11 protein-coding genes are annotated in these 13,029 nt (G+C 32.4%); 7 read left to right on the forward strand and 4 right to left on the reverse strand.

Translation table 11 applies throughout. The annotated features are described in order from the left end of the window. Nucleotides 1-32: 32 nt before the first annotated feature. The gene (locus ABD963_RS09825) at nucleotides 33-1,199 is read left to right on the forward strand and encodes a T9SS type A sorting domain-containing protein (RefSeq protein ID WP_345276796.1); all 1,167 of its coding nucleotides are present in this window, start codon (nucleotides 33-35) and stop codon (nucleotides 1,197-1,199) included. Here ABD963_RS09825 and ABD963_RS09830 read toward each other — a convergent pair whose 3' ends face one another. After that, the gene (locus ABD963_RS09830) at nucleotides 1,200-2,231 is read right to left on the reverse strand and encodes a quinone-dependent dihydroorotate dehydrogenase (RefSeq protein ID WP_345276797.1); all 1,032 of its coding nucleotides are present in this window, start codon (nucleotides 2,229-2,231) and stop codon (nucleotides 1,200-1,202) included. 136 nt (nucleotides 2,232-2,367) lie between these two features. On the opposite strand from ABD963_RS09830, the gene pepT reads away from it, so the two are divergent. After that, nucleotides 2,368-3,606 carry a peptidase T gene (gene pepT / locus ABD963_RS09835; RefSeq protein WP_345276798.1) on the forward strand — a complete coding sequence of 413 codons (1,239 nt, stop codon included), beginning with the start codon at nucleotides 2,368-2,370 and terminating at the stop codon, nucleotides 3,604-3,606. Between the two features lie 105 nt (nucleotides 3,607-3,711). On the opposite strand, the gene ABD963_RS09840 is transcribed toward pepT, so the two are convergent. Further along, nucleotides 3,712-6,348 (reverse strand): valine--tRNA ligase, encoded by a 2,637-nt coding sequence (locus ABD963_RS09840; RefSeq protein WP_345276799.1) that lies wholly within the window; start codon nucleotides 6,346-6,348, stop codon nucleotides 3,712-3,714. Nucleotides 6,349-6,654: 306 nt separating this feature from the next. Between ABD963_RS09840 and ABD963_RS09845 the strand changes: the two genes are divergently transcribed. Beyond that, complete coding sequence (locus ABD963_RS09845) at nucleotides 6,655-7,071, forward strand: DUF1573 domain-containing protein (protein WP_345276800.1); 417 nt, start codon at nucleotides 6,655-6,657, stop codon at nucleotides 7,069-7,071. A 55-nt stretch (nucleotides 7,072-7,126) separates the two neighbouring features. Here the strand turns inward: ABD963_RS09845 and ABD963_RS09850 are convergent, their stop codons facing one another. Next, complete coding sequence (locus ABD963_RS09850; protein WP_345276801.1) at nucleotides 7,127-8,470, reverse strand: aspartyl protease family protein; 1,344 nt, start codon at nucleotides 8,468-8,470, stop codon at nucleotides 7,127-7,129. Nucleotides 8,471-8,592: 122 nt separating this feature from the next. Here ABD963_RS09850 and ABD963_RS09855 point away from each other — a divergent pair, with 122 nt between their 5' ends. The 4 genes from ABD963_RS09855 (at nucleotide 8,593) to ABD963_RS09870 (ending at nucleotide 12,194) form a co-directional block, all read left to right on the forward strand. Further along, complete coding sequence (locus tag ABD963_RS09855) at nucleotides 8,593-9,783, forward strand: pyridoxal phosphate-dependent aminotransferase (protein WP_345276802.1); 1,191 nt, start codon at nucleotides 8,593-8,595, stop codon at nucleotides 9,781-9,783. Further along, complete coding sequence (murB, locus tag ABD963_RS09860; protein WP_345276803.1) at nucleotides 9,783-10,796, forward strand: UDP-N-acetylmuramate dehydrogenase; 1,014 nt, start codon at nucleotides 9,783-9,785, stop codon at nucleotides 10,794-10,796. The genes ABD963_RS09855 and murB overlap by 1 nt, the downstream gene beginning before the upstream one ends. Before the next feature lie 67 nt (nucleotides 10,797-10,863). After that, nucleotides 10,864-11,394 (forward strand): RNA polymerase sigma factor, encoded by a 531-nt coding sequence (locus ABD963_RS09865; RefSeq protein WP_345276804.1) that lies wholly within the window; start codon nucleotides 10,864-10,866, stop codon nucleotides 11,392-11,394. Between the two features lie 11 nt (nucleotides 11,395-11,405). Then, nucleotides 11,406-12,194, forward strand: a complete 789-nt coding sequence (locus ABD963_RS09870; protein ID WP_345276805.1) for an anti-sigma factor domain-containing protein — start codon at nucleotides 11,406-11,408, stop codon at nucleotides 12,192-12,194. A 60-nt stretch (nucleotides 12,195-12,254) separates the two neighbouring features. Here the strand turns inward: ABD963_RS09870 and aqpZ are convergent, their stop codons facing one another. Next, nucleotides 12,255-12,941 (reverse strand): aquaporin Z, encoded by a 687-nt coding sequence (gene aqpZ, locus ABD963_RS09875; RefSeq protein WP_345276806.1) that lies wholly within the window; start codon nucleotides 12,939-12,941, stop codon nucleotides 12,255-12,257. Between the last annotated feature and the right edge of the window lie 88 nt (nucleotides 12,942-13,029).

Here is a 13,029-nt window from a genome sequence, read left to right on the forward strand (position 1 = left end):
GCCATTACATTTGTTAAAATGTTTTGTCCCAAGTGAAACTACTCGATTTCAACATCAAATTAATCCTCTTTTCGATAATTTTATCGTTTAGTAGCAGTATCTTATCTCAAAACGAATCTCAAGTCTGTAGTACAACAACTTCTGAAAAGTTTATTGAATATTACAATAGCATTAAAAATCAATTATCTGTTTTTGAGCAAGATTTTAAATTGGCAAAATCCAATAAGACGAAAAACTCAAAAAAAGACTTGAACTACATTCCTATTAAAGCACACATCATCAGGTCTGAGGACGGTTCAACTGGACTTACAGAAAAGAACCTGGAAGTTGCCATAGCAAATCTTAATGAAATCTATGCACAAGCTTTTATGAAATTCTTTTTATTTGAGGGCATCAACTACATTGATAATAACGAGCTTTCAAATTTTAGGAAGGGCAATGAGAAAAGTTTAATTACAGCTAATTACGTTCCTAATACAATCAATATATATTTCATTGATTCTATTGAAAACGCTTTAGGTGAGAGCATTTGTGGTTATGTAGAGCAAAAAGTTAACATCATTATCATGAAAAATAGTTGCTCTGTCAATGATTCTTCATTGGCTCATGAAATGGGACATTTCTTTTCTCTAATACATACGCATGGTGCTAGTAATACAAAATTAACAAGCGAATTTGTTGATGGAAGTAATTGCGATACCGATGGCGATGGTATTTGTGACACTCCAGCAGATCCTAAATTATCATATGATACTATAGATAATAATTGTAATTATATCGGAAATTTAACCGATGCTCATGGGGATGTTTACGAACCTGACACAAAAAACATAATGTCTTATTCCAGAAAATCTTGTAGAAGTAATTTTACTGAACAACAATTTACTAGAATTTATGCGTACTACAAATCTATGGGAGATAAGCTAAGATCTGACTTCTCTGATGACTATTTTGCAATAGATAAATTAGCTAAAGTAAAAATTTATCCAAATCCGGTTTCAAATGGTAAAATTCACTTAAAATCTGTTGTACTTGAATCGGAGCCTGTTTATTATCAAATTGCCAATTTTCAAGGGCAAACACTGTCTAACGGCATCATCTCAAATGGTGAAATAAATGTTAATCATTTATCTTCTGGATCCTATCTTTTAATACTAAATGATTCAAATACTAAAGTTGTTAAGAAGTTTATAAAGTAGTTATCTTTTCAACAACGCTTGGTTTATTTTTTTCACTAAACTAGGTCCTTCGTAAATAAATCCAGTGTAAATCTGCACTAAATCAGCTCCAGCTTCTATTTTTTCTAAAGCATCGTTCGCAGAGTGTATACCACCAACCCCAATTATTGGAAAGGACTTTTGACTTTTATCAGAAAGGTATTTGATAACACGTGTACTCTTATCTTTTATGGGCTGTCCACTTAAACCACCATTACCTATTTCTTTAAGTAGTTCTTCAGATGCCTTCAAACTACTTCTATTTGTAGAAGTATTACTAGCAATTACTCCATCTAACCTGGTCTCTTTTACTAGCTCCACAATTTCATCAAGCTGATTGTCATTTAAATCGGGCGCTATTTTTAGTAAAATTGGTTTTTGCTTTTCAAAAGTCTTGTTAGCAGTTTGAACTGCACTAATCAATTCTTCCAAATAATCTTTATCATTTAATTTGGCATGACTACTAACATTTGGGCAACTTACATTAAGCACAAAATAATCTACGTATGGATGCAAAGCATTAAAACATTCTAGGTAATCTCTGGTATAATCTTCAGGTTTTGTCGATGTGTTTTTTCCAATATTGCCACCAATGATAACCTTTCCTTTATTTTTTTTAAGTTGTTTTATGGCAGCTTCTAAACCTTCATTGTTAAAACCCATTCGATTAATAATACCTTGGTCCTCTTTTAATCTAAATAATCTCTTTTTAGGATTTCCCGCTTGCCCTTTTGGGGTTACAGTTCCTATTTCAATAAAACCAAAACCAAAATTTGCCAATTCATTATATAACACGGCATTTTTATCGAAACCAGCGGCTAAACCTACAGGATTTTTAAAGGTTAATCCTAATAAGTTTCGTTCTAATTTCTTGTCTTCAACAACATAAATACTTCTAAATAACGCTGAAAACCCTGGGATTTTTGAAGTTATTTTTATTAATGAAAAGGTAAAATGATGAATTTTTTCGGGATCGAATAAAAAAAATAAAGGACGAAGTAATAATTTGTACATCAGTATTATTTATGCAAAAGTAATTCTAAATAAAAAAATGCGCAATTCAAATGATAAAAATCTCAATAATCGTAACTTTAGGCTTTGAAAGCTGTTTAATTATTTCACTCAAGCTCTAAATATATTTTATAAAAATATGATCTCTAAAGAACACATCATAAAACGCTTTATTAGCTACGTGACCATTGACACCCAATCTGATCCAAATTCTGAAACCACACCAAGCACCAAAAAACAATGGGATTTAGCAAACAAACTGGCTGAAGAATTGAAGTCTATTGGCATGCAAGAAGTCACCATTGATGAAAATGCGTATATCATGGCAACTTTACCAAGTAATGTTAAACACGAAGTACCTGTTATTGGTTTCATTTCGCATTTTGATACCTCGCCAGATTTTACGGGAGCTAATGTAAAACCTCAAATTATCGATAAATATAATGGTAAAAACATTGTTCTTAAAAAAAAGGAAAACATAGTATTGTCGCCAGATTATTTTGAAGATTTACACCAATATAAAGGTCAAACCCTTATAACCACAGATGGCACCACCCTTTTAGGCGCTGATGACAAAGCAGGTATTTGTGAAATTGTGTCGGCCATGGAATATTTAATCAACCATCCTGAAATTAAACATGGTAAAATTCGAGTTGGATTTACCCCTGACGAAGAAATTGGTAGAGGTGCTCACAAATTTGATGTAAATAAATTTGGAGCAGATTGGGCATACACCATGGATGGTAGCCAAATAGGTGAATTAGAATATGAAAATTTTAATGCAGCCGGTGCGGTTGTCACAGTTAAAGGTAAAAGTGTACATCCAGGTTATGCCAAAGGAAAAATGATTAATTCGCTTTATATAGCCCAGGAATTTATTAATTCCTTGCCAAGGATTGAGACACCAGAGCATACCGAAGGGTATCAAGGCTTTTTTCATTTACATGATGTTAACGGAAATGTTGAGCAAACCATGCTTAAATATATTATTAGAGATCATGATAAGAAACATTTCGAAGCTCGAAAAGAAGTGATGGTAAAACTAACCAACGAACTTAACTCACAATATGGCCGAGAAATTATCAGTATTGAAATTAAAGACCAATATTTCAATATGAAGGAACAAATAGAACCAGTTATGCATATTGTTAATATTGCCGAAAAAGCTATGAAAGAGCTAGATATTACACCTATCATTAAACCCATTCGAGGTGGTACAGATGGCTCGCAATTAAGTTATATGGGGTTACCTTGCCCCAATATTTTTGCAGGTGGACATAATTTTCATGGACGCTATGAATATGTTCCTGTTGAAAGTATGATAAAAGCTACCGAGGTCATTTGTAAAATAGCTGAATTAACTGCGAAAAGGAAATAAAACCTTTATCCTAGCCCTGTAGAAAACTTCTGCTAAATTCGTTTCATTTTTAACAAAAAACCTTGAAACAATATCATATCAGGTCTATTTAAATAATAAATAATATTATTTTAGACTATCTAAACTAGCTTTAATCGTGTCAATTTTTGCCAAGGCATCAGCTTCCTTTTTCTTTTCGCTAGCAACCACCTGGTCGGGCGCATTATTTACAAAACGTTCATTGGATAATTTATTTTGAACCGATTTTAAAAAGCCCTCTGTATATTGTAATTCTTCGGTTAGCTTCTTTATTTCAGAATCAACATCGATACTTCCAGCCATTGGGATAAAATACTCACTCGATTTTACTCTAAAAGTTAATGCGCCTTCAATCGCCTCAGAAACATAATTTATGCCATCCAAATTACCAAGTTTCTTAATAATTGAATCAAAATTGGTATTTGAATTTTCTTTGTTTAATACTGAAAAACCAATAACATCCTTAAAAGGAATATTTTTTTCTTTTCTAATACTTCTAATCCCTGAAATAACCTCAGACACAAATTCAAACTCGGTAATTAAGGTTTCGTTTATTGGTTTAGCTACTGGCCATTTTGAAATAATCAACGCTTCTTCTGGTGTTCTTTCTTTCATGTAATGCCAAATGTCCTCGGTTAAAAATGGCATAAACGGATGTATTATTTTTAAATTATCCTCGAAAATAGCAATCACGCTTTTTAAAGTTTTAGCATCAATTGGTTGCTGATATCCAGGTTTTATCATTTCTAAAAACCAACCACAAAAATCATCAAAAATGAGTTTATATATAGTCATTAAGGCATCGCTTAAGCGATATTTACTAAAATGATCTTCAATTTCAAGTAAGGCTTTTTGAAATTTGGATTCGTACCAAGCAATCGCCATTTTACTAGATTCTGGTTGGTCAATGGCTTTTGAAACTTCCCAACCATCAACCAAACGGAAAGCATTCCAAATTTTAGTACCAAAACCTTTTCCTTGTTGACATAATGATTCATCAAATAATAAATCGTTACCAGCCGCACTACTTAATAATAAACCTACACGAACTCCATCGGCACTATATTCTTCAATCAATTTTAGAGCATCAGGTGAGTTACCCAATTGCTTACTCATTTTACGGCGTTGTTTGTCACGCACTAAACCCGTTAAGTATACATTGTTGAACGGTTTTTCACCTTTATATTCGTAACCGGCAATAATCATACGTGCAACCCAAAAAAATAAAATATCTGGTCCTGTTACCAAATCGTTGGTGGGATAATAATAATTTATGTCCTTATTCTCTGGATTTCTAATACCATCGAATACACTTATTGGCCATAACCAAGATGAAAACCAGGTATCTAAAGCATCCGTATCTTGCCTTAAGTCTTTGGTTGTTAAAGCTTGATTATTTGTTGCTTTCTTAGCTTTTTCAAGGGCTTGTTCTATCGTTTCGGCAACCACAAAATGGTCTTTCCCATCTCCATAATAATAAGCTGGTATTTGTTGGCCCCAGATTAACTGACGTGAAATATTCCAATCGCGGATATTTTCCATCCAATGGCGATAGGTGTTTTCAAATTTCTTCGGATATAAATTGATTTCAGGATTTTCTCCTAAAACAGCCTGAGTAGCAGGTTTTGCGAGTTCTTCCATTTTAAGAAACCATTGGTCACTTAAACGAGGTTCAATAACTGCTTTAGTCCGTTCGGAAGTTCCAACTTTATTCAAATGCGATTCTGTTTTTATCAAAAACCCATTTTCTTCAAGCTCTTTTACGATTTCTTTGCGCACCACAAACCTATCCTTACCCTCGTAATGCAAGCCATAACTGTTTAAAGAAGCGTCTTCATTAAAAATATCTATGACTTCAAGGCTGTGTTTATCTCCAAGATTTTTATCGTTTTCATCATGTGCAGGTGTTACTTTTAAGCACCCAGTACCAAATTCCATATCAACGTACTCATCCTCAATGATGGGGACAACACGATTACAAATGGGTACGATGGCTTTTTTTCCTCGTAAATGTGAAAATCTGTCATCATTTGGATTGATACAAATGGCAGTATCTCCAAAAATGGTTTCTGGTCGTGTTGTAGCGATGGTTAACGTATCAGGGCTTCCGTCTATTTTATACTGCAAATAATACAGATTTCCTTGGCGTTCTTCATAAATAACTTCTTCATCAGAAAGCGTTGTTTTTGCCTCCGGATCCCAATTTACCATTCTAAAACCACGATAAATCAGTCCTTTTTCATATAAATCAACAAAAACTTTAATAACGGCTTCAGACATATCGTCATCTAAAGTGAACTTTGTTCTATCCCAATCGCAGGAACACCCTAATTTTTTAAGCTGTTGTAAAATAACCCCTCCATATTCATGAGTCCAATCCCAAGCGTGCTTTAAAAACTCCTCTCGAGTTAAGTCGCTTTTATTTATACCTTGTTCCTTCAATTTGGCAACCACTTTAGCTTCGGTAGCAATGGAGGCATGATCCGTACCAGGCACCCAGCAGGCGTTTTTCCCCAATAAACGTGCACGACGTATTAACACGTCTTGAATGGTATTATTGAGCATGTGCCCCATATGCAAAACCCCAGTTACATTGGGTGGTGGTATAACAATGGTATAAGGCTCTCTTTCATCGGGTTCAGAATGAAAATAATTATGTTTCATCCAGTAGTCGTACCACTTATTTTCTACCTGATTAGCATCATATTTGGAAGGCATTTGCATACTTTGGAATAGTTTTTGAACAATGATGTGCAAAAGTACTTATATTTCTTTTTCTATGAAAGTTATTATGGTTATTGGTAAAATGGATGACACAATATTTTAACAGTTTTAAACCAATTAACTAAAAAGTTGTACGTACATTTAACTAAGTTAAATATGTTAATAAACCTGCATTACATCTATTATTTTTGCAGATTGTAGAAAAAGTAAGTATGTTTGATTAGAAATAAAGATTAAAACAACCAAGAAACCTTATATAATAAACTTATTATAAAGGTGTTAAAGTGAAAAATAAAAGAAAAAATCATGAAACAATTAATTACAATTTTATTTATCGGATTAATCAGTTTTAGTTTAAATGCGCAAGCAAAAATTGAATTTAAAACTGAGACTATTGATTATGGAACTATTGAAAAAGGTGCTAATGGTGTAAGAGTTTTTGAATTTACTAATACTGGTAATGAGCCATTAATTGTATCTAAGGTAACCTCTAGTTGTGGTTGTACCGTTCCAAATTGGTCAAAAGATCCTATTTTACCTGGAAAAACTGGTCAAATTGAGGTAAAATATGATACCAACAGAGTGATGCCTATTAGAAAAACAATAACTGTAATTTCCAATGCAGATAAACCAACTGTTGCTTTGAAAATAAAAGGTGAAGTTGTAGACCCAAGTAAAGTAAGTTTACTAGAAAAAAAAGAAAAAAGTATAGTTCAGCAATAACATCAATACTAACATAAAAAAACAAAACCCAAGCCATTTGCTTGGGTTTTGTTTTTTATAATGGCGATTTTAAATCAAAGCTAAAGGTTAACTCCAGTCCATTTCTATTAACTTTTAACCTCATCTTTTTTCCAATACTCCCATAAAACATTTCTGTTATGTCCTGAAGAGTATAATTATATGATGGCTTACCATTAATATTAAGTATGATATCTCCAATTAGTAATCCCGCTCTTTCTGCAGGTGAATCTTTTCGCAATTCAACAATGGTGTAAGCAGGTTTCAACGAAAGTTTATATTTAGGATTAACAATAATTGTATTACTCTCATTAACGCTATTTTTGGGTAATTTAATAACGCTATTAATATAAATGACATCATCGTCAGCTTCTTTAACGAGCCTAACACCTTCATGAGCTAACTCAATACCAGTCCTATTATATGTAAAATTTTCCTTGAAATAAGCATTCTTCTTGATTGTGATAAGTGCTTTATGGTAATCAATAACTATATTAAATCGCTTCAAAATATTACCTGCTATGCTCCCGTTTCTGTCTTTATGATTTCGAGCAAAAGATATTGAACTTGAATCTGGATAAGCCACATGAGCGCTTTTTAATTCAAAACTATTTAATGAAAAAGCGTCAATTTTTGATCTTTTACCATAGACACTCCCGCTTAATCCGTGCCCCAGAAAATCATTAAAGAATTTATCTCCACATTTAATTCCTAAAGAATCATCTTCAAATAACCATAAAGAATCACTGCCACCAGAATCTATTAATAATTTTACGGGTATCTTATTTTCATTTATTTTTACCGTTGCATTCACATAAGGCTTTTTTTTATAGAATTTTAAATTTAACTTTTCACAATTTTTACAACCTGTAAACTCATATTTTTCATGACTTGTTAATCGAATGTATTTGCTGGAATAATTTATTTCAACTACAAAATCTTTAAACAAATCATATCCAATTATTCCATGAACCGGAATCCCTAACCTTGGAGCAAAATTCAAATGAGCATCATAAACAGCATATAAATCTTGATTTAAATTAATGGCATCACCAATCTTAAAAATGTTATTAGTTGATTTTAATGCTTTTACAGATTCGCCTTCACCTAAGCCGCGTAAATAAATAGTTTCGGTATTCTTAATTTTTAGGGTGTCTGATACATTTAAGAAATTAAAAATAATGGGTTTACTAACACCTGTATCAACTAAAAAGGATAGAGTTACACCATTAATCTCAACAGGGATTACGATTAAATTATTTATTAATTTAAATCTTATTTTTTCTGATTGTTTCTTGTTTTGAACAACAAACTTACTTTGCGAAAAACCATAATTATTTAAACAAAAAAATAAAATTATTAAGATTAAATATTTGTGCATTAAATAAGGATTGTTTTGGTCCTTTCAATTTACAAATCTTTATAGTAGCTTACTGATTTATAACCGTTTTTTAAAAAAACTTTAAGATAATTTTCTCAACTTTGTAGCTTAAAGTCTTACAAATGCCAACAATATCAAAAAAAGGGCAATTAATGCCACAATCGCCTATACGGAAATTGGTACCTTATGCTGAAGAGGCTATAAAAAAGGGGAAAACTATTTATTACTTAAATATTGGGCAACCAGATATAAAAACCCCTAAAATCGCTTTGGATGCTGTTAAAATTCATTCTTTGGATATTTTGGCTTATACTAGGTCTGAGGGTTCAGAAGATTACAGAAAAAAAATTGCCAATTATTATAGGAAAAATGACATTCAAGTAAATCATGATGACATTATTGTAACCACAGGTGGAAGCGAAGCACTACTTTTTGCATTTGGTAGTATTATGGATATGGATGATGAAATTATAATCCCAGAGCCTTTTTATGCCAATTATAATGGGTTTTCTACGGCATCAGGAGTAAATATAGTCCCCGTGATTTCCAAAATTGAAGATAATTTTGCATTGCCTCCCATTGAGGAATTTGAAAAACTAATTACACCTAAAACCAAAGCCATATTAATTTGCAACCCAGGAAACCCAACAGGATATTTATATTCTAAGGAAGAAATTCAAAAACTAGCTGCTATTGTTAAAAAACATGATTTATTTTTAATAGCCGACGAGGTTTATCGTGAATTTGCGTATGATGGTAATACACACTATTCCATTATGCAGGAAAAAGGGCTAGAAGATTATGCTATTATGATTGATTCTGTTTCTAAACGTTACAGTATGTGCGGTGCCAGAATTGGCTGCTTGGTTTCAAAAAACAAACAGGTTATCCAAACGGTGTTAAAATTTGCCCAAGCACGGTTAAGTCCCCCAACATTGGCGCAAATTGCTAGTGAAGCTGCCTTAGATACCCCACAAAGTTATTTTGATGATGTTATAGAAGAATATGTTGAACGCCGAAACATATTAATTGATGAATTAAGTAAAATTGAAGGTGTTAAAGTGGCTAAACCAAAAGGAGCCTTTTATTGTATAGCTGAATTACCCGTAAAAAATTCAGATGATTTTGCACAATGGCTACTTGAACATTTTGATGTTAACAAAGAAACTGTTATGGTGGCACCTGCAGGTGGATTTTATTCCACTCCAGGTGTTGGTTTAAACCAAATTAGAATCGCATACGTATTAAATAAAAACAGCCTTATAAAATCAGTTAATATCATAAAGGAAGCTCTAAAAGTATATAAAGACTAGTGCATATTCTTCAAAACATATCCCTAAAATCCTACAATACTTTTGGTATTGATGTCAATGCAAAATACTTTGTATCAGTTTCAAATATAGATGAATTGACTGATATTCTTTCACGAAAAGAGTACACCCAAAAGCTTATTTTGGGAGGTGGCAGTAACATGCTTTTAACCAAAGATTTTGATGGCTTGGTTATTCATATCAATTTTAAGGGTATTGATATAGTCTCAGAAAACGAAGATATCGTTTATGTAAAAGCCAATGCTGGTGAAAACTGGCATGAATTTGTTGTTTGGTGTATTAAGAATAATTTTGGAGGTATTGAAAATTTATCTTTAATCCCTGGAAATGTTGGTACCGCTCCTATACAAAACATTGGTGCTTATGGGGTAGAACTTCAAGATGTTTTTGATTCCTGTGAAGCTATTTCTGTTAAGGACATGCAGATGAAAACATTTTCTAAAAAAGCATGTAATTTTGGTTATAGAAACTCCGTTTTTAAGCAAGAAGCCAAAGGGGACTTTATTATTACCAGCGTTATTTTTAAACTCACTAAACATAGCCATAAATTACATATTAATTATGGCAGTATTTCGTCAGAACTTGAGGCCATGAAAATTGACAATCCCTCCATTAAAGATGTTTCCAACGCAGTGATTGCCATAAGGGAAAGGAAGTTACCAAACCCAAAAGTTATTGGAAATAGTGGTAGTTTCTTCAAAAATCCTATCATATCAAAAAATCATTTTAACCAATTATATCAAAATTTTAACGACATCCCTAGTTATCCAGTTAATGATGAGGAAGTTAAAGTCCCTGCAGGTTGGTTAATTGAAAAAGCCGGATTCAAAGGAAAACGCTTTGGTGATTATGGAGTTCATAAAAACCAAGCTCTAGTTTTAGTAAATTATGGAAATGCGAAAGGTGAGGATATTTTAAATCTTGCAAAATTACTCCAAAGAACTGTTAAACGTCTTTTTGATATTTCAATAGAAGCAGAAGTAAATATCTTATAATCAAAAAGAAATTTCTATTTTTGATTCCAACAATCCTGAGTAACCTAATGTACTAAACCAACTTAACTTGATATCAGCCATAGAAAAAGAAATAGTTTCCTTACTACAAAAAGGAGATAAAAAAGCTATAGGGTTACTCTACGAGAACTATGCTGATACTCTATATGGTGTTATAAAAAAGTTAATAAAAGATGGCGATACGGCCCAAGATGTACTTCAAGAAAGTTTTGTGAAAATTTGGCGTTACTCAAAAAAATATGATGCTACCAAAGCCAAATTATTTACTTGGTTATATAGAATAGCATATAACACAGCCATTGACAAAATCCGTTCACAGAAAAACAAGAATAGTAACGAAATCCAAATTGAAACTTCATCCGTATATAAAATAACTTCAAATGAATTAAATGAAGATGTTTTAGACATAAAAAAGCATTTAAAAAGTTTGGATGAAAAATATCAAATTGTGTTAAATGCTCTCTTTTTTGAAGGTATGACACAACAGGAAGCTAGCGAAGAACTAGATATTCCGTTAGGAACCATAAAATCAAGATTAAAAATTGGATTGCGAGAATTAAAAAAAATATACAATCCTTAATAAACAAAGTCATGAATGAAAAAATAATTACTTTTTTAAATTCTGGCCTGCTAGAAAAATATTTGCTAGGTGAAACCAATACTGAGGAAACAGATATGGTAGAATCTTACATTTCAAAATACCCAGAAGTCCAGAATGCTTACAACACATTACAATTCAACCTAGAAGTGGTAGCTAAAAGTAATGCTATAGAAGCTCCTAAAGACATCTTAAATAATATTTTAGATGAGCTTGACGAAAATCCTGTAGTTAAATTAACCACAAAAAGCACTTATCAAAAATGGTATAAGTTTAGTATAGCTGCTAGTATAGCTGCTTTTATTTTTGCAGGCACTTCTTATATTTTTTATAATCAGAATCAAAAACTTTCAGAAGAAAATCAGGTTGTTGTTGATGAAATTTTTGATTTAAGAAGTGATATTGAAAAAAACAATGAAATGCTAAATAGCGTTATGCGTCAACTTTTAAAGCTTAACAACCCTGAAACAGAGAAGTATATCATTACAGGAAACGAAAGAGCTAAAGATCTAAGAACGGTTGCATACATAAATCCTAAAGAAAAAACATCTATGATTGATGTAGTTTCATTACCTAAATTACCTGAAGAGCAATGCTACCAAATTTGGGCCGAACTGCAAGGCAAAATGGTAAGTTTAGGAATTTTGAATGAAGCCGATAGAAAATTACAAAACATTCCTTACATGGAAGATGCACTTGCTTTAAGTATCACTATTGAGCCAAAAGGTGGCAATAGTGTAGCATCGCTAAAAAATTCTGTAGCACAGATTAGCTTACAATAAGATTAAAGCCTTAAAATTTAAAGCCGCATTTTAAATATAAAATGCGGCTTTTTCATTCACTTAATCTTTGTCAAACAATAACTTGTGTATAAAACCTGCTATAATTGCTCCTGCAATTGGAGCTATCCAAAATAACCAAAGTTGACTCGTGTATTCAACTCCTGCAAATATCGCTTGACTGGTAGATCGAGCTGGATTAACAGAGGTATTCGTAATAGGAATACTAATTAAATGAATTAATGTAAGCCCTAAACCAATTGCTATGGGCGCAAAGCCTTTTGGTGCCCTAGAATTAGTGCTTCCTAAAATTATTAACAGAAAAAACATCGTTAACAAAAATTCTGCAATCAAAGCAGAGGTCATTGAATAGCCGTCTGGTGACAAATCACCAAAACCGTTAGCAGCGAAACCACCAATAGAATTAAAATCAGTTTTATTGGATACAATTAAATACAAAGTCCCAGCAGCAGCTATGGCACCTATTAGTTGCGCGAGAATGTAACCAAGTAAGTCTTTAGCCTCAAACTTTCCTCCAGCCCATAAGCCCAAAGAAACGGCAGGATTAAAATGCCCTCCTGAAATATGACCAACAGCAAAAGCCATTGTTAATACCGTTAAACCGAATGCTAAAGCAACTCCAGCAAACCCAATACCTAAATCTGGGTAACCTGCCGCAAATATTGCACTACCACAGCCACCAAAAACGAGCCAAAAAGTTCCAAAAAACTCTGCAAATAATTTTTTCATATTAAAAATAAATTAGTTGGTTAAAATTTAAATTTACATTTTTTTAATAGAATTTGTAGAATATATTAAAACTGATTTATTTCTCTTT

It is taken from the genome of Litoribaculum gwangyangense (assembly GCF_039543505.1).
Classification (GTDB): domain Bacteria; phylum Bacteroidota; class Bacteroidia; order Flavobacteriales; family Flavobacteriaceae; genus Litoribaculum; species Litoribaculum gwangyangense.